General features: G+C 73.1%; 17 protein-coding genes, 1 pseudogene and 2 riboswitches. Of the genes and pseudogenes, 9 read left to right on the forward strand and 9 right to left on the reverse strand.

What is annotated here, in order from left to right; all coding sequences use genetic code 11:
• The first annotated feature begins 4 nt into the window (after nucleotides 1-4).
• The 4 genes and pseudogenes from ACQP26_RS15755 to ACQP26_RS15770 all read left to right on the forward strand — a co-directional run bounded on the left by ACQP26_RS15755 (nucleotide 5) and on the right by ACQP26_RS15770 (nucleotide 6901).
• Nucleotides 5-2380, forward strand: a complete 2376-nt coding sequence (locus tag ACQP26_RS15755; RefSeq protein ID WP_269706094.1) for an excinuclease ABC subunit UvrA — start codon at nucleotides 5-7, stop codon at nucleotides 2378-2380.
• A gap of 191 nt (nucleotides 2381-2571) precedes the next feature.
• Complete coding sequence (locus tag ACQP26_RS15760) at nucleotides 2572-3318, forward strand: hypothetical protein (RefSeq protein ID WP_433493208.1); 747 nt, start codon at nucleotides 2572-2574, stop codon at nucleotides 3316-3318.
• 565 nt (nucleotides 3319-3883) lie between these two features.
• A pseudogene (locus tag ACQP26_RS15765) lies at nucleotides 3884-4867 on the forward strand (tyrosine-type recombinase/integrase); the annotation flags it as partial.
• 1072 nt (nucleotides 4868-5939) lie between these two features.
• Nucleotides 5940-6021: riboswitch (ZMP/ZTP riboswitch) on the forward strand.
• A gap of 13 nt (nucleotides 6022-6034) precedes the next feature.
• Nucleotides 6035-6901, forward strand: a complete 867-nt coding sequence (locus ACQP26_RS15770) for a bifunctional 5,10-methylenetetrahydrofolate dehydrogenase/5,10-methenyltetrahydrofolate cyclohydrolase (protein ID WP_433493209.1) — start codon at nucleotides 6035-6037, stop codon at nucleotides 6899-6901.
• Between the two features lie 4 nt (nucleotides 6902-6905).
• On the opposite strand, the gene ACQP26_RS15775 is transcribed toward ACQP26_RS15770, so the two are convergent.
• On the reverse strand, nucleotides 6906-7685 hold the full coding sequence (locus ACQP26_RS15775; RefSeq protein ID WP_269706085.1) for an endonuclease/exonuclease/phosphatase family protein: 780 nt from the start codon (nucleotides 7683-7685) through the stop codon (nucleotides 6906-6908).
• 228 nt (nucleotides 7686-7913) lie between these two features.
• On the opposite strand from ACQP26_RS15775, the gene ACQP26_RS15780 reads away from it, so the two are divergent.
• Nucleotides 7914-8633, forward strand: coding sequence for a sulfite exporter TauE/SafE family protein (locus tag ACQP26_RS15780; RefSeq protein WP_433496149.1), 720 nt, complete (start codon nucleotides 7914-7916; stop codon nucleotides 8631-8633).
• Nucleotides 8618-9421: a GNAT family N-acetyltransferase gene (locus ACQP26_RS15785; RefSeq protein ID WP_433493210.1), complete on the forward strand. Its 804-nt coding sequence runs from the start codon at nucleotides 8618-8620 to the stop codon at nucleotides 9419-9421. Before ACQP26_RS15780 ends, ACQP26_RS15785 begins: the two co-directional genes overlap by 16 nt.
• Here the strand turns inward: ACQP26_RS15785 and def are convergent.
• On the reverse strand, nucleotides 9401-9910 hold the full coding sequence (def, locus tag ACQP26_RS15790; protein ID WP_281577821.1) for a peptide deformylase: 510 nt from the start codon (nucleotides 9908-9910) through the stop codon (nucleotides 9401-9403). The genes ACQP26_RS15785 and def overlap by 21 nt on opposite strands.
• A gap of 21 nt (nucleotides 9911-9931) precedes the next feature.
• On the reverse strand, nucleotides 9932-10429 hold the full coding sequence (locus ACQP26_RS15795) for a MarR family winged helix-turn-helix transcriptional regulator (protein WP_433493211.1): 498 nt from the start codon (nucleotides 10427-10429) through the stop codon (nucleotides 9932-9934).
• Nucleotides 10430-10477: 48 nt separating this feature from the next.
• Here ACQP26_RS15795 and pip point away from each other — a divergent pair, with 48 nt between their 5' ends.
• Entirely contained in the window at nucleotides 10478-11428 is a 951-nt protein-coding gene (gene pip, locus ACQP26_RS15800) for a prolyl aminopeptidase (RefSeq protein ID WP_433493212.1), read from the forward strand.
• Nucleotides 11429-11531: 103 nt separating this feature from the next.
• On the opposite strand, the gene ACQP26_RS15805 is transcribed toward pip, so the two are convergent.
• A complete protein-coding gene (locus ACQP26_RS15805; RefSeq protein WP_433493213.1) occupies nucleotides 11532-12725 on the reverse strand; it encodes a chorismate-binding protein in 1194 nt (397 codons plus the stop codon).
• A 123-nt stretch (nucleotides 12726-12848) separates the two neighbouring features.
• Here ACQP26_RS15805 and ACQP26_RS15810 point away from each other — a divergent pair, with 123 nt between their 5' ends.
• Nucleotides 12849-13049, forward strand: coding sequence for a DUF5999 family protein (locus ACQP26_RS15810; protein WP_013286363.1), 201 nt, complete (start codon nucleotides 12849-12851; stop codon nucleotides 13047-13049).
• A 94-nt stretch (nucleotides 13050-13143) separates the two neighbouring features.
• On the opposite strand, the gene gcvP is transcribed toward ACQP26_RS15810, so the two are convergent.
• Together gcvP and ACQP26_RS15820 are read right to left on the reverse strand one after the other, a co-directional pair.
• On the reverse strand, nucleotides 13144-15966 hold the full coding sequence (gene gcvP / locus ACQP26_RS15815; protein ID WP_433493214.1) for an aminomethyl-transferring glycine dehydrogenase: 2823 nt from the start codon (nucleotides 15964-15966) through the stop codon (nucleotides 13144-13146).
• A 74-nt stretch (nucleotides 15967-16040) separates the two neighbouring features.
• Nucleotides 16041-16131, reverse strand: a riboswitch (glycine riboswitch).
• Nucleotides 16132-16188: 57 nt separating this feature from the next.
• Nucleotides 16189-17031 (reverse strand): NAD-dependent protein deacetylase, encoded by an 843-nt coding sequence (locus ACQP26_RS15820; RefSeq protein ID WP_269706071.1) that lies wholly within the window; start codon nucleotides 17029-17031, stop codon nucleotides 16189-16191.
• A gap of 178 nt (nucleotides 17032-17209) precedes the next feature.
• On the opposite strand from ACQP26_RS15820, the gene ACQP26_RS15825 reads away from it, so the two are divergent.
• Nucleotides 17210-17866 (forward strand): NAD(P)H-binding protein, encoded by a 657-nt coding sequence (locus ACQP26_RS15825; protein WP_281577816.1) that lies wholly within the window; start codon nucleotides 17210-17212, stop codon nucleotides 17864-17866.
• Nucleotides 17867-17916: 50 nt separating this feature from the next.
• Here the strand turns inward: ACQP26_RS15825 and ACQP26_RS15830 are convergent, their stop codons facing one another.
• From ACQP26_RS15830 to ACQP26_RS15840, 3 genes are read right to left on the reverse strand one after another with little or no spacing between them, the layout of a single operon-like run.
• Nucleotides 17917-18597, reverse strand: coding sequence for a DivIVA domain-containing protein (locus tag ACQP26_RS15830; protein ID WP_281577815.1), 681 nt, complete (start codon nucleotides 18595-18597; stop codon nucleotides 17917-17919).
• Between the two features lie 17 nt (nucleotides 18598-18614).
• Nucleotides 18615-19790 carry a globin domain-containing protein gene (locus ACQP26_RS15835; protein WP_433493215.1) on the reverse strand — a complete coding sequence of 392 codons (1176 nt, stop codon included), beginning with the start codon at nucleotides 19788-19790 and terminating at the stop codon, nucleotides 18615-18617.
• 2 nt (nucleotides 19791-19792) lie between these two features.
• Nucleotides 19793-20182: a group I truncated hemoglobin gene (locus ACQP26_RS15840; protein ID WP_269706064.1), complete on the reverse strand. Its 390-nt coding sequence runs from the start codon at nucleotides 20180-20182 to the stop codon at nucleotides 19793-19795.
• Nucleotides 20183-20360 lie beyond the last annotated feature (178 nt).

Here is a 20360-nt window from a genome sequence, read left to right on the forward strand (position 1 = left end):
CACCATGAGCAAGGCCACCACCGGCCTGCACCACGCCGACAGCCACGACGTCATCCGCGTCCACGGCGCCCGCGAGAACAACCTGCGCAACGTCGACGTCGAAATACCCAAACGCCGCCTCACCGTCTTCACCGGCGTGTCCGGCTCCGGCAAGAGCTCGCTGGTCTTCGGCACCATCGCCGCCGAGTCCCAGCGCCTCATCAACGAGACCTACAGCGCCTTCGTCCAGGGCTTCATGCCCACCCTGTCCCGTCCCGAGGTCGACGTCCTCGAAGGCCTCACCACCGCCATCATCGTCGACCAGGAACGCATGGGCGCCGACCCCCGCTCCACCGTCGGCACCGCCACCGACGTCAACGCGATGCTGCGCATCCTGTTCAGCCGCCTCGGCGACCCCCACATCGGCCCGCCCAACGCCTACTCGTTCAACGTCCCCTCCGTCCGCGCCGCCGGCGCCATCACCGTCGACCGCGGCCCCGGCAAGACCCAGACCCAGAAGGGCACCTTCAACCGCCTCGGCGGCATGTGCTCCCGCTGCGAGGGCCGCGGCGCCGTCACCGACTTCGACCTCACCGTCCTCTACGACGAGAAGCTGTCGCTCAACGAGGGCGCCATCACCATCCCCGGCTACAGCATGGACGGCTGGTACGGCCGCATCTTCCGCTCCAGCGGCCTGTTCGACCCGGACAAGCCCATCCGCGACTACACCAAGCGCGAGCTGAGCGACCTGCTCCACAAGGAACCCACCAAGATCAAGGTCGACGGCATCAACGTCACCTACACCGGCCTCATCCCGGCCATCCAGAAGTCGATGCTCGCCAAGGACGTCGACGCCATGCAGCCGCACATCCGCGCCTTCGTGGAACGCGCCGTCACGTTCACCACCTGCCCCGACTGCGACGGCACCCGCCTGGCCCCGGAAGCCCGCTCCTCGAAGATCAACGGCATCAACATCGCCGACGCCTGCGCCATGCAGATCAGCGACCTCGCCACCTGGGTACGCGACCTGCACGAACCCTCCGTCGGCCCGCTGCTCAAGGCACTGGGGGACACCCTCGACTCCTTCGTCGAGATCGGCCTCGGCTACCTCAGCCTCGACCGCCCCGCCGGCACCCTCTCCGGCGGCGAGGCCCAGCGCACCAAGATGATCCGCCACCTCGGCTCGTCCCTCACCGACGTCACGTACGTCTTCGACGAACCCACCATCGGGCTGCACCCGCACGACATCGCCCGCATGAACAACCTCCTGCTGCAGCTGCGCGACAAGGGCAACACCGTCCTGGTCGTCGAACACAAACCCGAGACCATCGCGATCGCCGACCACGTCGTCGACCTCGGCCCCGGCGCGGGCACCGCCGGCGGCACCATCTGCTACGAAGGCACCGTCGCCGGGCTGCGCGCCAGCGACACCACCACCGGCCGCCACCTCGACGACCGCGCCACCCTCAAGGACAAGCTGCGTACGCCCACCGGCGCCCTGCCGATCCGCGGCGCCCGCACCCACAACCTGCGCGACGTCGACGTCGACATCCCCCTCGGTGTCCTGGTCGTGGTCACCGGCGTCGCCGGCTCCGGCAAGAGCAGCCTCATCCACGGCTCACTGGCCAAGCGAGAGGACGTCGTCAGCGTCGACCAGACCGCCATCCGCGGCTCCCGCCGCAGCAACCCGGCCACCTACACCGGCCTGCTCGACCCCATCCGCAAGGCCTTCGCCAAGGCCAACGGCGTGAAACCCGCCCTGTTCAGCGCCAACTCCGAAGGCGCCTGCCCGACCTGCAACGGCGCCGGCGTCATCTACACCGACCTCGGCATGATGGCCGGCGTCGCCAGCACCTGCGAGGACTGCGAGGGCAAGCGCTTCCAGCCGGCCGTCCTCGAATACCGCCTCGGCGGCCGAGACATCAGCGAGGTCCTCGCCATGTCCGTCAACGAGGCCGAGACGTTCTTCAGCGACGGCGAGGCCCGCACCCCGGCCGCCCACACCATCCTCGACCGGCTCGCCGACGTCGGCCTCGGCTACCTCACGCTCGGTCAGCCGCTGACCACGCTGTCCGGCGGGGAACGGCAACGTCTCAAGCTCGCCACCCGGATGGGGGACAAGGGCGGCGTGTACGTCCTGGACGAGCCCACCACCGGCCTGCACCTGGCCGACGTGGCCCAGCTGCTCGGCCTGCTCGACCGGCTCGTCGACGCGGGGAAGTCCGTCATCGTCATCGAGCACCACCAGGCCGTCATGGCACACGCCGACTGGATCATCGACCTCGGTCCCGGCGCCGGGCACGACGGCGGACGGATCGTCTACGAGGGCACCCCGGCCGACCTCGTCGCCGCCCGCTCCACGCTCACCGGCGAACACCTCGCCGACTACGTCGGCGCCTGACCACCGTGCCCGCCGCGCGCGCCATGCCGGACCTGCGGCCGGTCGAGGACGCCCGGGAGGGGGAGGAGGGGAGAGGCGCCGGTTCTGTTCCTCCGAACCGCGCCGGGACGTTCGGATGATCACCAGAACACCGCGCCCGTGCCACCATGTAGGGCCCTTCCCGTCACCGGCCACAAGGGATGAGGTCCGGCATGGAGCTGCACAAGACCCGACAGACGCTGTGGAGCGGCCTCGCGATCTTCGCCGTCGGCGTGGCCCCGCTGCTGTACCTGACGCCCTCGTCAACCGTGAGGTGGGTTCTCGTCCTTCTCTGGCTGCTGGCGGCCGGCGTGTTCGTCGCCTACCAGCTCAGGCCGTTCCGGTTCCGCATCGGAGCCGACGGACTGGACCTGCGCGTCGCCGGGCTCAACCGGCTGGTGGCGTGGGCCGAGATCGACTCGGTCGTCCTCGACCAGCCGCTGCCGTCCGGTGGCCGGAAACAGAGAGCCGCATCGGTAGTGCTGGTGCCGGCCACCGCATCGACCATCGACCGCAGGCTCACCGGCCGCAGCCCCGTCGACGGCCGGCCGGCTCTGGTGCTCATCCATCTCGACCAGGTGCGGCAGCCGCCGGGTGAGGTGGCAGCCGCCCTGGCCCACTTCGGGGGAAGCCGCTTCACCGACGCGCGGCAGCAAGTTCCGCACCGGCACGACGCGCCGGGCACCCCGCCGGACCTGGATGGGCTGAACGTGTTGGCCGAGCTGATGCCGCGAGCGCAGAAGGCGCTCGACTCGGGCGACGCGTCGCAGCGGCAGGCGCTCAAGGCAGAGGTCGACGCGGCACTCGCGCGACGACGGCCCGCAGCGCCGGCCGGAGACGGCGAGCCCCGGCTGGACGACGTCCTCAAAGCGATATCGGACGCTCTCAGCGCCGCGGACGAGGACGCCAAGCCCTCCTGAGCCCCTCCGGCGTCCAGGTTCGATAATGCACATTATGTCAAGTAACCCGTGTGAGGGCCTCCCCGGGCGCACCCGGAGCGTGCGACCGCCGACCGCGGTGAACGCATGCCGTCGGCGCAGGGACATCCGGACCGACGTGTGGCCGGTCGGCGACGTCGAGCCGCTGGCGTGCTCGTAGCGCTGTCGCAGCACGAACCACGCGTCGGGCTCGGTCACGCGCACCGCGGCCGGCACGCCTCTCGCACGCCCCCACGCCTCGTCGATCATGAGGTTGGCGGCAGTCGGCGTCCACTTTGTCACCGCCAACTTCATGATCGACGGGTCGGGCGAGCCGGCGAGGCGGGCGGAGGGTGCCTGACCCGCACCTGCCCCGGTGGCGGTTGCGCTGTGACTGGGTGCCGGGTCGACGCTGGTCCGGGCACTGTCTGCGCGACCGCCCGCATTGGGGTCCCCACCTCCCTCTTGCTGACACCGAACGGGCGCGTCGACTCGAAGGCGGGATTGGGCCACTCTCCCCCGGCGGCCACTTCTGGCGGGAACGCGAGAATCATGCATAATATCCCTTATGCATGACAAACCGGACGAAACGGTAAGTGCTCTGATCGAGGAGTTCCTGACCGCCCGGGCCACCCGGAAGCCCTCCCCGCACACCCTGGCCGCGTACCGCAGGGATCTGACCACGGTGGCCGAGCTGGTCGCGGCGGACGGTGACACCACTCCCCTCCCCCTGGACCGGCTGGCGGTCAGCGCCCTCTCCCCCCGCGTGATGCGCGCGGCGTTCGCGCGGTTCGCCGCTCCCCGCGCCGCCGCGTCGGTCCACCGCGCCTGGTCGACATGGAACAGCTTCTTCACGTTCCTGGTGGCCGAGGGTGTCGTACCGGGAAATCCGATGCCGGCGGTGGGGCGGCCCCGCACGCCTCTCCCCCGGCCCAAGCCGTTGCGGGGCGAGGACACCCCGGAGGAGCTGCTGTCGGCGGTGGCGCGCGCGGAGGGCCGGCAGCGCGATCCGTGGCCGGAGCGCGACCTGGCGGTGCTGGCGCTGGCGTTGTGCGCGGGATTGCGGCTGTCGGAGCTGCTGGCGCTGCGGGTGTCGTCGGTGGCCGGGCGCGACGGCGAGCGGCGGGTGGACGTGGCGGGTAAGGGCGGGCGGCCGCGTACGGTGCCGATCGACGACGCCGTGGACCGGGTGCTGGCGGGTTACCTGGACAGCCGGCGGCACCGGTTCGGGACGCGCAGTGTGCGGCCGGACTCGCCGTTGCTGGTGGACCGTCAGGGTGAGGCGTTGCGGCGGGGCGGTCTGCAGTACCTGGTGGAGTCGTGTTACCGGCGGGCGGGCATCGGTGACCGGGTGCCGCGGGGTGCGCGGTTGCACGCGTTGCGGCACACGTTCGCGACGCGGCTGGCGGAGGACGGGGCGAGCGCGGCGGAGATCATGCGGTTGCTGGGGCATGCGTCGTTGGCGTCGTCGCAGACGTACATCGAGGTGACGGCGGGTCAGCAGCGGGCGGCGGTGGCGGCGAACCGTACCAATCGGGCGTTGTCGGGGTTGGCGCCGCGGCGGGACGGTCGGCGCGAGGGGTGGTGCGCTGGCAGGATCGGCCGGATGCGGGTGGATGCGGCGCGTGCGGTGGCGGTCGGGTGGGTGCGGGAGCGGATGCGGGCGGATCCGTCGATCGAGGGGGCGTTGTTCAGCGGGTCGACTGTGGGGTTGCCGGGCGACGCGCTGCTGCCGGTGTGGTCGGACGTGGACGTGTTGCTGGTGCGCCGGGAGCCCGGTGTGAAGGTGGGCAAGTTCGTGCACCGGGGGGTGCTGCTGGAGGTCAGCACGGTCACGTGGGAGGAGTTGGGCGGCCCGGAGGATGTGCTGGGGTCGTGGGTGTTCGCGCCGATGTTCCGTACCGATGGGGTGATCGCGGATCCGTCGGGCCGGCTGGGTGCGGTGCGGGAGCGGGTGGCGGCGGGGTTCGCGGATCCGGTGTGGGTGCGGGCGCGGTGTGCGGGTGTGCGGCGGCGGATCGAGGGCGGGCTGGGGGCGGTGGGCGGTTCGGCGCCGGTGGCGGAGCAGGTGCTGGCGTGGGTGTTTCCGACCTCGTTGCTGGCGGTGTGGCCGGCGGTGGCGGGGCTGGCGGATCCGACGGTGCGGCGGCGGTACGTGCGGGCGGATCGGGTGTTGTCGCGGTTCGGGTTCGCGGATCGGTATGCGGGGTTGCTGGACACGCTCGACGGTGGCGGGGCGGGTGTGGACGCGTCGCGGGTGCGGGAGCACCTGGACGGGCTGGCGGTGGTGTTCGACGAGGCGTCGCGGTTGCCGCGGGAGGGGTTCGCGTTCGGGGCGGATCTGGGTGCGGCGGGCCGGCCGGTGGTGTTCGACGGTGCGGCTGAGCTGATCGCGGCGGGCCGGCATCGGGAGGCGATGTTCTGGGTGCTGGTGACGTACGCGCGGTGTCATGTGGTGTTGGGAGCGGTGGCGCCGGAGCGGGAGCGGGCGTTCGGGGCGGTGCTGGCGGACCTGGGGGTGGCGTCGGCGGCGGATCGGCGGCGGCGGGCGGACGCGGTGCTGGCGGCGTTGCCGGGGTGGCAGGCGGTGGTGGATGCGGTGGCGGCGGAGGCTGTGGCAGGCTGAGGGGGAACGCGACTGGCGGCACGGGGATGGGTGAACCATCGGGGAGCTCGTCGTGGGGGTCGACCGCCTGGGCCTCCGCGGGCGAGGTGTCGTATGTCTTCTGCGCGGTTGTTGCCGGGTGCTCCGGTGGCGGAGCGGGTGTTGTCGGAGGTCGCCGCGTCGGTGGCGGAGCTGTGTGCGGCGGGGGTGACGCCGGCGCTGGCAACGGTGCTGGTGGGTGACGACGACGCGAGCGCGGGTTACATCCGGATCAAGCAGCGTCAGGCGGCGGAGCTGGGTTTCGCGTCGCCGCACGTGCATCTGCCGGCGTCGGCGTCGCAGGCGGATCTGCATGCGGTGCTGGCGGATTTCAACGCGGACGCCACGGTGCACGGGGTGCTGGTGCAGTATCCGATTCCGGATCATCTGGACTACGACCGGGCGTTGGCGGTGCTGGATCCGGACAAGGACGTGGACGGGATGCACCCGGTGAACATGGGCCGGCTGGCGTTGGGGTTGCCGGGTCCGTTGCCGTGTACGCCGGCGGGGATCGAGGCGTTGCTGGCGTTCCATGGTGTGCCGGTGGCGGGCCGGGAGGTGGTGATTCTGGGCCGGGGTGCGACGTTGGGGCGGCCGTTGGCGATGTTGCTGGCGCAGAAGCGGCCGACGGCGAACGCGGCGGTGACGGTGGTGCACACGGGGGTGGCGGACTGGCCGCGGTACACGCGGCGGGCGGAGATCCTGATCGCGGCGGCGGGGGTGCCGGGGATCGTGCGGCCGGAGCATGTGCGTCCGGGTGCGGTGGTGGTCGGCGGCGGGGTGCGGTACGAGGGGCGGCGGCTGCTGCCGGACGTGGACGAGTCGTGCGCCGAGGTGGCGGGGGCGATCACGCCGCGTGTGGGCGGGGTGGGTCCGACGACGGTGGCGATGTTGTTCCGTAACGCGGTGGAGGCGGCGCGGCGGCAGAGTGGTCTGGGCTGAGTGGTCAGCCGAGGTCGACGACGAGGGGCCGGTGGTCGGAGATGGTGGCCAGCGGGGTGTGGACGGCGGTGACGGCCGGTAGCCGGTCGAGGGCGTGCCGGTCGGCGAGGATGTGGTCGAGTTGGACGCGGGGTTGTCCGGCCGGGTAGGTGGGGCGCCGCGCGAGGGGCTGCCAGCGGGTGATCGCGGCGGCGGGCCCGGCGGGCAGGTTGAGGTCGCCGAGCAGGATCCGGGGTGCGGGCAGGGTGCGCAGGACGCGGACGACGCGGCGTAGCTGCCAGACGTTCCAGCCAGGCACGAAGGACAGGTGGGTGGCGGCGACGGTGAGCGGGCCGTGGGGGGTGTCGAGGACGGCGGCGAGAACGACGCGGGGTTCGTCGCGGAGCAGGACGAGTCCGCCGCCGGGACCGGGTGCGTAGATGGGTGAGCGGACGGGGGCGGCGCGCAGCCGGGTGACCTGCCAGGAGCGGACGGGGTGGCGGCTGATGAGGCCGATGCCGTAGAGGGGTTCGCCGTGGCCGTCGTCGTCGTGGGTGAGGGGGCGGAACTGTTCGCCTGGGGTGCCGACGACGGCGGCGGCGAAGCGGTGGTGGTCGGCGTGCAGGGCGCGGGCGGCCACCGCGGTGAGGTCGAGTTTGCCGCTGCGGGTCTGGTCGCGGTCGACTTCCTGCAGGGCGAGGACGTCGGCGTCGAGGTCGGTGACGGCGGCGGTGAGCCGGTCGGGGTCGACGAGCCCGTCGGTGAGGGATCGGCCGTGCAGCAGGTTGAAGGTGGCCAGGCGCACCTGGACACCCTACGTCGTCGTGGGAGTCTTGCCGGGTGCTGAAACTGTTGTGCTGTTCGATGCTGGTGTTCGTGGCGGTGGGGTCGGTGGGGGTGTGGTTGCGGCGTCGCCGGGGGCGGTGAGGCTGGCCACAGGCGGCGTCGTGGCTGGTGGTGGCGTGGGCAGAATGCGGCGGTGGATGCCCTGTCGTTGACGACGTTGCTGAGCGCTGCCCTGCTGGCCGGGTGGGTGGACGCGGTGGTGGGTGGCGGCGGTCTGTTGTTGTTGCCGGCGTTGCTGGTGGCGGCGCCGGGTGTGCCGGTGGCGACGGCGTTGGGAACGAACAAGCTGGCGGCGATCTTCGGTACGTCGACGGCGGCGGTGACGTATGCGCGGCGTACGAAGCTGGATTGGGCGGTGGCGGGTCCGGCGGCCGGGTTGGCGGTGTTGACGGCGGGCCTGGGTGCGGCGTTGGCGGGTGCGGTGCCGGGTAGCGCGTACCGGCCGGTGGTGCTCGTGGTGCTGGTGGCGGTGGCGGTGTTCGTGCTGGCGCGGCCGTCGCTGGGTGTGGTGGCGTCGCCGCAGCGGCGGACCCCGAAGCGGGTGGTGGTGGCGGTGGCGGTGGCCGGTGTGGGGATCGCCCTGTACGACGGGTTGATCGGGCCGGGTACGGGGACGTTTCTGGTGCTGGCGTTCACGGCGATTCTGGGTTCGGATTTCGTGCACGCCTCGGCGATGGCGAAGGTCGTGAACGCGGGCACGAATCTGGGTGCGCTTGTGGTGTTCGGGTTGACCGGGCACGTGTGGTGGGCGTTGGGCGCGGCGATGGCGGTGTGCAACGTGGTGGGGGCGGCGGTGGGCGCGCGGATGGCGTTGCGGCGGGGTGCCGGGTTCGTGCGGGTGGTGCTGCTGGTGGTGGTGCTGGCGCTGGTGGCCCGGCTGGGTTACGACCAGTGGATGGCGGGCTGATCGCGGTGGCGGTGCGGGCGGAGCACGACCGGGCGGTGCTGGCGGGTCTGCTGGGCCGGGATCCGGTGCTGCACGCGTACCAGTTGGGTGATCTGGACGACTTCTTCTGGCCGTGCACGTCGTGGTTCCGGCGTGACGACCAGGTGGTGCTGCTGTATCACGGGGTGGAGTTGCCGACGTTGCTGGCGTTCGCGGCGCCGGATCGGGTGGCGGATCTGGCGGGGTTGCTGGCGGAGGCGGCGCCGGTGTTCCCGGCGCGGATGTGGGCGCACCTGTCCCCCGGGCTGGAGGCGGTGGTGTCGCGCTGGTTCGTGGTGTCGGAGGCGGCGGCGCATCACCGGATGGTGCTGACGGATCCGGGGCGGCTGGCGGCGGTGCCGGCGGTGGGTGAGCCGTTGGGTCCGGCGGACGCGGCGGAGCTTTCCGGGTTGTACGCGTTGGCGTATCCGGGGAACTGGTTCGATGCGCGGATGCTGGAGACGGGCCAGTACGTGGGCGTGCGGGAGCGGGGCCGGCTGGTGGCGGTGGCGGGGGTGCACGTGTTCTCGCCGCGCTGGCGGGTGGCGGCGCTGGGGAACGTGACGACGCATCCGGATGTGCGGGGCCGGGGTCTGGGTGCGGGTGTGGTGGCGGCGTTGTGCGCCCGGCTGCGCGCGTCGGTGGATCACGTGACGTTGAACGTGCGGGCGGACAACGCGGCGGCGGTGCGGCTGTACGAGCGGCTGGGGTTCTCCCGGGTGGCCGGGTTCACCGAGTGCGCGTTGACGTCAGCGGCCGCGGCTGGGTGAGTCGAATCGGCCGGCGCGGATCTCGCGCAGGGCGCGGCGGCGGGTGTCGCCGCGCAGGGTGTCGACGTAGAGGCGTCCGCGCAGGTGGTCGGTCTCGTGTTGCAGGGCGCGGGCGAGGAAGCCGCTGCCGGTGACGGTGAGCGGTTCGCCGTGCTGGTCGTAGCCGTGGACGGTGGCGTGCAGCGCGCGGGGGGTCGGGAAGTACAGGCCGGGGATGGACAGGCAGCCTTCCTCGTCGTCCTGGAGTTCGTCGGACACCTCCAGGGTGGGGTTGACCATGTGGCCGCGGTGGCCGTCGGCGTCGTAGACGAACACCTGGGCGTTGACGCCGATCTGGGGTGCGGCGACGCCGGCGCGGCCGGGTGCGCCGAGCAGCGTGTCCATCAGGTCGGTGACGAGGGCGCGCAGTTCGGCGTCGAAGGCGGTGACGGGTTCGCTGGGGGTGCGCAGCACGGGGTCGCCGATGATCCGGATGGGGCGCATAGTCATGTCCGGAAGGCTATCCGTTGCTTACCGGTTCCGGGTGTCCGGTGGGGTGTCGAGGAGTCCGGTGTCGGCGATGCGGTCGCGCAGGGGGCGGCGGCGCAGGGCGTCGAGGACGGCGTACAGCTCGTCGGCGAGCGGCACGGGCAGTTCGGTGTCGAGGTGGCGTACGGCGGCGGTGGTGGCGGCCCATTCGGTTTCGACGGCGGGCAGCAGGGCGCGGGCGCGGTCGGTGAGGGTGACGATGCGGTGGCGGGCGTCGGTGCCGGGGCGCAGGTCGACGAGGCCGGCGCGGCGCATCTGGGCGACGGTCTGGCTGGCGGCGGAGTGGGTGACGCCGACGCGGGCGGCGAGGTCGCGGATGGGCAGCGGGCCGTCGGCGACGAGCGCGCGCACGACTGGTGAGTAGCGGGGCCGGTAGTCGGTGAGGCCGAGCCGGTCGTGGACGGCGGCGACGTCGCCGTCGAGGACGTCCAGGACGTGGCGTAGCAGGGTGCCGAGGGCGTCGCGGTCGGGGGCGGTCACGTCCACTAATGTAACAGCGCTGTTGTATCTGACTCGAGGAGGCCACTGATGTATCCACCGATCGAGCCGTACGCGCACGGCATGTTGGACGCCGGCGACGGGCAGCGCGTGTACTGGGAGACGTGCGGCAACCCGGACGGGCGGCCGGCGCTCGTGGTGCACGGCGGGCCCGGCTCCGGGGCGGGCGCGTCCTGGCGGCGGCTGTTCGACCCGGCCGCCTACCGGATCGTGCTGTTCGACCAGCGTGGCTGCGGGCGCAGCACTCCCCCGGCGTCGGATCCGGCCACCGACCTGTCGGTGAACACCACCGCGCATCTGCTGGCCGACATGGAGGCGCTGCGCGTACACCTGGGGATCGACAGGTGGCTGCTGTGCGGCGCGTCGTGGGGGTCGTCCCTTGCCCTGGCGTACGCGCAGCGGCACCCGGATCGCGTCAGCGCGCTGGTGCTGTTCAGCGTGGTCGCCAACACCACCCGCGAGATCGAGTGGGTGACCCGGGACATGGGCCGGGTCTTCCCGCAGGAGTGGGCGCGGTTCCGCGACGGCGCGCCCGAGGCCGACCACGACGGCGACCTGTCCGCCGCGTACGCCCGGCTGGTCGCCGACCCGGACCCGGGCGTGCGGGACCAGGCGGCGCGGGACTGGTGCGACTGGGAGGACGTGCACGTGTCCCTGGCCGGCGGCTACGCGCCGAGCCCCCGGTTCGCCGACCCGGTCTTCCGGTACGGGTTCACCCGACTGGTGACGCACTACTTCGCCAACCGGGGTTTCCTGCCCGACGGGCAGCTGCTGCGCGACGCGGGCCGCCTCGCCGGCATTCCGGGGGTGCTGGTGCAGGGACGGCTGGACGTCAGCGGCCCGCCGGACATCGCCTGGCAGCTGACCCGGGACTGGCCGGACGCGCGGCTGGAGATCGTGGAGTCCGGCGGCCACGGCGGCGGGCACGGCATGAGCGAGCGCGTGGTCGCCGCCCTGGACTCCTTCGCCGCCGCCGGCTGAGCCGCCGCACGCGGCCGCCACCGGCCCGCGAGCTCCCGAGCCGCCGCGCGCGCCCGCCAGCGCCCGGGCCGCCGCCGCGGAGGCCGAGCCGCCGGACAGCCCGTCAGCCGGCGAGCAGGGCGCGGATCGGGGCGGCCTTGGCGGCGGCCTCGGCGACCTCGGCGGCCGGGTCGCTGTCCCAGGTGATGCCGCCGCCGGCCCACAGGTGCAGCAGGTCACCGTCGGCGGCGGCGGTGCGGATGGTCAGGCCCAGGTCGAGGCGGTCGGGGCCGACCCAGCCGAGCGCGCCCATGCTCGCGCCGCGTCCGACGGGCTCCAGCGCGGCGATGCGGGCCAGGGCGGCGTGTTTGGGTGCGCCGGTGACCGACCCGCCGGGGCACACCGCGCGCAGCAGGTCGGCCAGGCCCAGGCCGTCGGCGGGCGCCGCCGACACCGTCGACTCCGCCTGCCACAGGTCACACCAGCGGCGTACGGCGAACAGCTCGTCGACGCGCACCGAGCCGGTACGGGCCACCCGGGCCAGGTCGTTGCGTTCCAGGTCGACGATCATGACGTGCTCGGCGCGTTCCTTGGCCGAGGCGAGCAGGTCGCGGCGTCCGGCGGCGGTGGCCGGGCGGGTGCCCTTGATCGGGCGGGTGACCAGCCGGCCGTGCTCGACGGCGATGAGGGTCTCCGGGGAGGCGCAGCCGAGCGCCCAGCCGGGGCCGTGCAGGGTGCCGCCGTAGCGGGCGCCGGGTAGCGCGGCGAGGCGGGCCAGCGCGGGGCGCGGGTCGCCGCTGTAGCCGGCGGCGGCGTGGCCGACGACGTTGACCTGGTAGACGTCGCCGCGGGCGATGGCGGCGCGGACCGCGCCGACGGCGTCGGCGTGCGCGGCCGGGGTCCAGCTGTCGCGCCAGGGCCCGAGCCGCCACGGCGCCGGGGCCGCCGGCCGGGGCGCAGCCGGGCGGTCGGTGTGGTGGTAGACGACCACGACCAGGTCGGGCAGCGCCGGCGCGGGGCTCGGCGCGCCGGGCGACACGCCGATGGCGTACGCGCCGGCGGCGGCGGACAGGTACAGCGCGGCACCGCACACCGCGGCGTCCGGGTCGTGGTGGCCGGGCCGGGCGAGGTCGTCGCGGTCGACGCCGTGTGCGGCGAGGAAGCGTTGTGCCAGGTCGGCAGGGTCGCCGCCGTCGCCGATCGACCAGTGCAGCCGGGCGGTCTCGACGAGCCGCCGGCGGCATCCGGGAGGCGCGCCGGGAGCATCGACCTCCACCAGTGGGAGCGCTTCCACGACGTCCGGGCGGTTACGGGTCATCCGTTCAGCCCATTCTGGGTGAACAAGACGCATCCTTGCTCGTTGCCGCTCAGTTTTCCTTGGTACTGTGCGTCACTGGTCATGTGAACCATGACACAGTGCCCCCACAGTCCGGAGAACCCGATGTGTCAGCACCAGCCCACCTGCCCCTCCGCCGACGCGACCGACCGAGAGGCCGCCCGCGTCCTCGCCTGCTTCCCTGAGCAGGGCTGGAGCCTGCTCTGCAACGGTGTCATCGTCTTCGAGGACACCGGTGAGCTGCTCCCCGACGGGCGCACCATCGCCCCGCACCGGGGTCCGGCCCGCCACGCCCTCGTCGCCTGAGCGATCACGCAGCGTCAGTGAGCGTACGCGCCGGTCATGACCGGCGCGCGCACCGGCCGGGGCGGCGACAGCCCACCGCCCCGGCGTCCGCCGCTCAGTCCTCGAACGCCTCCGGCGCGGGACACGAGCAGACCAGGTTCCGGTCGCCGTACGCGCCGTCGACGCGCCGCACCGGAGGCCAGTACCGGCCCGCCCGGTCCACCCCCGCCGGGTAGGCGCCCACCGACCGCGGGTACGGGTGCGGCCACTCGTCGGCCGACACCATCGCCGCCGTGTGCGGCGCGTTGGACAGCGGGTTGTACCCCGCCGGCCACTCCCCCGAGCCGACCTTGTCGATCTCCGCCCGGATCGCGATCATCGCGTCGCAGAAGCGGTCCAGCTCGGCCAGGTCCTCACTCTCGGTCGGCTCCACCATCAGCGTCCCGGCCACCGGGAACGACATCGTCGGCGCGTGGAAACCGTAGTCGATCAGCCGCTTCGCCACGTCGTCGACGCTCACGCCGGTCGCCTTGGTCAGTGACCGCAGATCCAGGATGCACTCGTGCGCGACCAGGCCCTTGTTGCCGGCGTACAGCACCGGGAAGTGCGCCCGCAGCCGCGCCGCCACGTAGTTCGCCGCGAGGACCGCCACGCCGGTGGCGCGGGCCAGCCCGTCGGCGCCCATCATCCGCAGGTACGCCCACGGGATCGGCAGGATCCCCGCCGACCCGTGCTTGGCCGCCGCGATCGCCGGCCTCCCGTCGGCGCGCGCTCCGAGGGGGTCACCGGGCAGGAACGGCGCCAGGTGCGACCGCACCGCCACCGGGCCCACGCCCGGGCCGCCGCCGCCGTGCGGAATGCAGAACGTCTTGTGCAGGTTCAGGTGCGACACGTCCGCGCCGAACCGGCCCGGCTTGGCGAACCCGACCAGCGCGTTGAGGTTCGCGCCGTCGACGTACACCTGCCCGCCCGCGTCGTGGACCTTCGCGCACAGCTGGGCGATGCCGGTCTCGTACACGCCGTGCGTCGACGGGTACGTCACCATGATCGCGGCGAGCGCGTCCCGGTGCTTGTCGATCTTCGCGTCGAGGTCGACCAGGTCGACGTTGCCGTCGGCGTCGCAGCCGACCACCACGACCCGCATGCCGGCCATCACCGCCGACGCGGCGTTGGTGCCGTGCGCCGACGACGGGATCAGGCACACGTCGCGGTGCCCCTCGCCGCGCTCCCGGTGGTAGGCGCGGATCGCCAGCAGCCCGGCCAGCTCGCCCTGCGACCCGGCGTTCGGCTGGACGCTGACCGCGTCGTAGCCGGTGACCTCGGCCAGCCAGCCCTCCAGCTGCGCGATCAGCTCCCGGTACCCGGCGGTCTGCGTGTCCGGCGCGAACGGGTGCAGGTGCGCGAACTCCGGCCAGGTGATCGGTTCCATCTCGGTGGTGGCGTTGAGCTTCATGGTGCACGACCCCAGGGGGATCATGCCGCGGTCCAGCGCGTAGTCGAAGTCGGCCAGGCGGCGCAGGTAGCGCAGCATCGCCGTCTCCGAGTGGTGGCTGTGGAACACCGGGTGGGTGAGGAAGTCCGACGTGCGGGCCAGACCGTCCGGCAGGGCCGCGTCGGTGTCGCCGTCGAACCCGTCGACGCCGAACGCCGCCCACACCGCCTGCAGGTGCGCGGGCGTGGTGGTCTCGTCGCAGGAGATGCCGACCCGGTCGGCGTCGACCAGCCGCAGGTTCACGTTGCGTTCGGCCGCGGCGGCCACCACCTGCGCGGCCCGGCCCGGCACGGTCGCGGTGACGGTGTCGAAGAACGCGACGTCCGCGACCTCGACGCCGCCGGCGCGCAGGCCGGCCGCGAGCCGCGCCGCCGCCTCGTGGGTACGCCGGGCGATCGCGCGCAGCCCGTCCGGGCCGTGGTAGACGGCGTACATGCCGGCCATCACCGCGAGGAGCACCTGGGCGGTGCAGATGTTGCTCGTCGCCTTCTCCCGGCGGATGTGCTGCTCGCGGGTCTGCAACGCCAGCCGGTACGCCGGGTTGCCGTCGGCGTCGCGGGACACCCCGACCAGCCGGCCGGGCAGCATCCGCTCCAGACCGGAGCGCACCGCCAGGTAACCGGCGTGCGGACCGCCGAAGCCCATCGGCACGCCGAACCGCTGGGTGGTGCCGGCGGCGATGTCGGCGCCGATCTCGCCCGGCGGGCGCAGCAGCGTCAACGCCAGCAGGTCCGCCGCCACCGTCACCAGCGCGCCCGCGCCGTGCGCCGCCTCGACCAGCGCCCGGTGGTCACGGACCGCGCCGGACGCGCCCGGGTACTGCAGGTGCAGGCCGAAGAACTCCGCCGGCAGCTCGTCGCGCTCGACGTCGAGCACGCGCACCTCGATGCCGAGCGGCTCGGCCCGGCCGGCGATCACCGCGATGGTTTGCGGCAGCGCGTCGGCGTCGACCACGTACACCGGGCTCTTGCTCTTGGACGCGCGGCGGGCGAGCGTCATCGCCTCGGCCGCGGCGGTGCCCTCGTCGAGCATCGACGCGTTCGCGGTCGCCAGACCGGTCAGGTCGGTGACCATGGTCTGGAAGTTCAGCAGCGCCTCCAGCCGGCCCTGGCTGATCTCCGGCTGGTACGGCGTGTACGCGGTGTACCAGGCCGGGTTCTCCAGCACGTTGCGGCGGATCACCGCCGGGGTGTGCGTGCCGTGGTAACCCAGGCCGATCATGGACACGGCGACGGTGTTACGGGCGGCCAGGGCGCGCAGCTCGGCGATCGCCTCCCGCTCGCTCGCCGGGGCGGGCAGGTCCAGGGTGCCGTGCCAGCGGATCACCTCGGGGATCGCGGCGTCCATCAGCTCGTCGACGGAGCTGTATCCGACGGTCTCCAGCATCCGGCGCTCGTCGTCGCGGCCGGGACCGATGTGCCGGTCGGCGAACTGCTCTGCGGTCATGCGCTGCGCTCCTTGATGGGGGCGAGGTCGACGGGTCGGCCTCCCCCTGAGTCGCGCTGACGCGCTCCACAGCGCCTGCCCACGTGGTCCTTTTGCCTGAGAGGTTCCGGGGAGAATCTGCCCCTTCGGCGCCGTCGAATCGACGGTCTCTCCCACGTGGGTGGTACCGGCACCCCCAACGCTACCAGCGGGCGTGTTTCCGGCTCATGTCCCGGGGGTTGATCACACCGGCGCCGGGGCCGCCGCGCACCGGTCGGCCAGCGCCCGCAGGGTGGCGCCCAGCGGCGCGTCCAGGCGCAGCGCCGCGTACCCGTCGCCGCGGGTGACGCCCTGGTTGACGATCGCCACCGGGATGCCGTGGCGGGCCGCGCGCAGCACGAACCGCCGCCCCGACATCACCGTCAACGACGACCCGAGCACCAGCAGCGCCCGGGCCCGTTCGACCAGCGCGAAACAGTCGGCGACCCGCGGCGCGGGGACCGTCTCGCCGAAGAACACCACGTCCGGTTTCAGCATGCCGGTGCCGCACAGGCCGCAGTCGGCGGTGCGGAACCCGGTCACCGCCTCGTCGGGCAGGTCCACGTCGCCGTCGGGGTTGACACGCGCCACCCGCGCGTCGAATCCCGGGTTCGCCTCCGACAGGCGCCGGTGCAGCTCGTCGCGGCCGGTGGCGTTGCCGCAGTCCAGGCACGTCACCTCGTCGAGGCGGCCGTGCAGCTCGATCACACCGGTGGCGCCGGCGGCGGTGTGCAGCCCGTCGACGTTCTGGGTGATGATGCCGCCGAGCAGCCCGGCCGCCTGCAACCGGGCCACCGCCCGGTGCCCGTCGTTCGGCTCCGCCCGGGCGATCATCTGCCAGCCCAGGTGGCTGCGTGCCCAGTACCGCCGCCGCGCCAGCGGATCCCGGGTGAACTCCTGGTACGTCATCGGGGTGTGCCGGCGGGCCGCGCCGCTGGGCCCCCGGTAGTCCGGGATGCCCGACTCGGTGGACAGGCCCGCGCCGCTGAGCACCACCACGTCACCGGCGGCCACCAGCCGTGTCAACTCCTCGAACGCCTCACTCACCCGTCCATGGTCCCTCGCCGGCCCCGCGCCTCCCACCCGCTCACCCGACCGCTCGCCCGCCCGGTGCCGTCGATCATGAGGTTGGCGGCGGTCCGGCCCGGCGTGTCGTACCGCCAACCTCATGATCGACGAGGCCGGTCGTCCGGCGAGGCCGCCGGGCCCGGGCTACGTTGGGTGCATGCGCGTCGTGATTGCCGGAGGGCACGGGAAGATCGCCAAACTGCTGGAGCGGGAACTGGCCGGACGCGGCGACACCGCGCTCGGACTGATCCGCAACCCCGACCACGCCGCCGCGCTGCGCGCCGCCGGGGCCGAACCGGTCGTCTGCGACCTGGAACACACCGACGTCGCCACCCTCGCCGGCCACCTCACCGGCGCCGACGCGGTCGTGTTCGCCGCCGGCGCCGGACCCGGCAGCGGCGCCGCCCGCAAGGACACCGTCGACCGCGGCGCCGCCGTGCTGCTCGCCGACGCCGCCGTCCGCGCCGGGGTACGCCGCTACCTGCTGGTCTCCTCCATGGGCGTGGACAACGCGCCCGCCGAGGGCACCGACGACGTGTGGGCGGCCTACCTGCGCGCCAAGAAGGCCGCCGAGGACGACGTCACCGCGCGGGACCTCGACGTGACGGTCCTGCGGCCCGGCCGGCTCACCGACGACGAACCCGAAGGCCGCATCACCCTGACCCGGCACGCCGGATCGGGCGCGATCAGCCGCGCCGACGTGGCCCGGGTGCTGCTCGCCCTGCTGTACGCCCCGGCCACCGCCGGACACACCCTGGAACTCGTCGGCGGAGACACCCCCATCGCCGAGGCCGTCGCCGCGGTCGACGCCTGACCCACCGGGTACGTCCCGGCCCGCCCGCCGCGGCGGACCGGGACACCGGATCAGCGCTGGTGGCGCGACAACGCCGGCTGCGGCGCGCCCCCGCCGCCCTGCGGCAACTCCCGGGCGATCCGCTCCATCGTGCGCGACAACTGCTCACTGCCGTCGTCGAGGTGCCGGGCCGCCGCCTGCATGTGCGAGATCATCATCTCGCCGAAGATCCGCAACGCCTCACGCGTCGCCACCGAGTCGTCGAAGCCGCTGCCGGCGGCGCTGCGGTACTCCGTCACCGCCCGCTCCGCCTCCCGCTTCGCCTCCTCCGCCGCCGCCCGCATGTAACTCTCGTACTGGGTACGGGCGTACTCGGCGACCCGGCGGGCGTAGTCGTGGGCCTGCGCGATGATCTGCTCGGCCTCCCGCTGCGCCGCCGACAACAGGTTGACCTCCTTCGCCGCCGGCGCCACCGCCGCCTCGGCGCTCGGAATCACCCCGTGCCGATGCAGCTCCAGATGGTCGTTGAGCCGCTCGTTCTCCGCCCGCAGGTTCGCCACCTGCGCCGCCAGCAGATCCAGCTCGTCGGCCACCTGCAACCGGAACCGGTCCACGTCGGTCTGGTCGTAGCCGCGCCGGGTGAACGCCGCCGACCCGAACTCCCACCGCCGGACCCGGTCCGAGGTCAACCGCACCTGCACCGGACCGGACACCTGCTGCGCGTCGTAACTGCTGATCGGACCCGCGCTCACCGGCTCACTCCTCGCGCTCACCGGCCCACCTCCGTTGTTCCCGGCCCCTCGGCGCCGGTCATCGTCCGCCACGCCGGGCCGTACCAGTGCTTGCCGTAGCCCTCGTGATGCACCTGGCCCGGCTGGTAGCCGGCGCCGGTGAACGCCGCCACCGAATGACCCACCATCTCGTCGGACCCGCACACGTATACGTGCCGCGACCGCCAGTCCCCGTCGGCGAGCACCCGGTCGGCGATCCGCACCGACTCCCCCGGCCGGACCGGATCCGCACCCGCCACGTACGACACCCGCAGCCACGGATGCGTCGCCGCCAGCTTGTCGATCGCCTCGCTGTCGTAGAACTCCGCCCGCGAACGGGCACCCACATACAGGTCGACCCGCCGCCCCGAGCCCTCCGCCGCGACCTGCTCCACCAGCGCCTTCACCGGCGCCCAGCCGGTACCACCGGCCAGCAGCAGCAGATCCGACGACCCGGCCTGCCACAACGTCAACCGGTCCCCCACCGGCGAGGCCAGGTGCAGCTGGTCACCTGCCGCGCACCCGTACACCAGACGCGACGACACCACACCACCCGGCGCGGCCCGCACGTGCAGCTCCACCGTGCCGTCCGGGCGCGGCGCGTTCGCCGGCGAGTAGTACCGCCACGACCGCACCGCCGGATGCGACACCCCGATCGACTGGCCCGCCGTGAACGGCAACAGGTACTGCGGACGCACCGTCAGCACCGCCACGTCGAACGTGCGCTGCTCGTGCGTCAGCACCTCCGCCACCCACCACGGCGGTGACTGCGACTCCGCGGCCTGCGCACCCTCGGTCATCACCTGCGCCACGAGCCCGTACGCCGCGGTCCAGTCGGCGGCCAGCTCCTCGGTCCACGCGTCACCGCAGAAGTGCCGCAACGTGGCCAGCAGCGCCTCACCGACCGCCGGGTAGTGCTCGGCGCGCACCGCGAACTTGCGGTGATCCGCGCCCAGGTCCCGCAGGAACCCGACGAGCCGGTCAACCTGGTCCACGTGGGACACCACGTGCCCCAGCGCCGCCACCAGACGGTCCCGCTGCCCGGCCATGTTCGTGGGGAACATCTGCCGGGTCTCCGGATGCGCCAGGAACAGCGTCGAATAGAAGTAGAGCGGCACCTGGTCGCCGTGCGCGGCGACCAGGGACCAGCTCTGCTTGAGCCGTGCGACGTCCACGCTCAGGCGTCTCCCGCCGACACGACCTGCTCCCGCACCTGCCCGAGCACGACCTGCACGTCGGCGATCACGTCCGCCGGCACACCCAGCTCGACCAGCGTCGCGGTCAGGTGCTCACCGACCTTCGCGTAGTGCTCCCCGGTGATGCGCAACGGCTGATGCGCCTCGGCCAGCCCACGGCCCGCGTACTCGTTCGGACCACCCAGCACCACCGCCAGCATCAGCGCCAGGTGCCGCCGCTGCTCCACCATGTCCACGTCGGAGAAGTAGCCGGCCAGATCCGGATCGGCCAGCACCTTGTCGTAGAACAGCTCCACCGCGGCCTTGACCGCCGCCGCGCCGCCGATGCGCTCGTAGTGGGAGATCGGGGTGGTCTCGCTCGTCACCGTCATGCTCGGTCCTTCCACCAGGGGTCCGCGGGCAGCGCCGCGGCAGGGGCTCGCCGTCCGGCGCGGCGTCACACAGCGTTCCGCCGTGATCCCGACACGCCGACGACCGGAACGGACCATAGCGCGCCCGCCACGGCACTTCACGCCCGCCCTGTCCGGATCCCGACAACTGTCAACCACG

The sequence above is a fragment of the Micromonospora sp. CA-248089 genome (assembly GCF_050948515.1).
Classification (GTDB): domain Bacteria; phylum Actinomycetota; class Actinomycetes; order Mycobacteriales; family Micromonosporaceae; genus Micromonospora.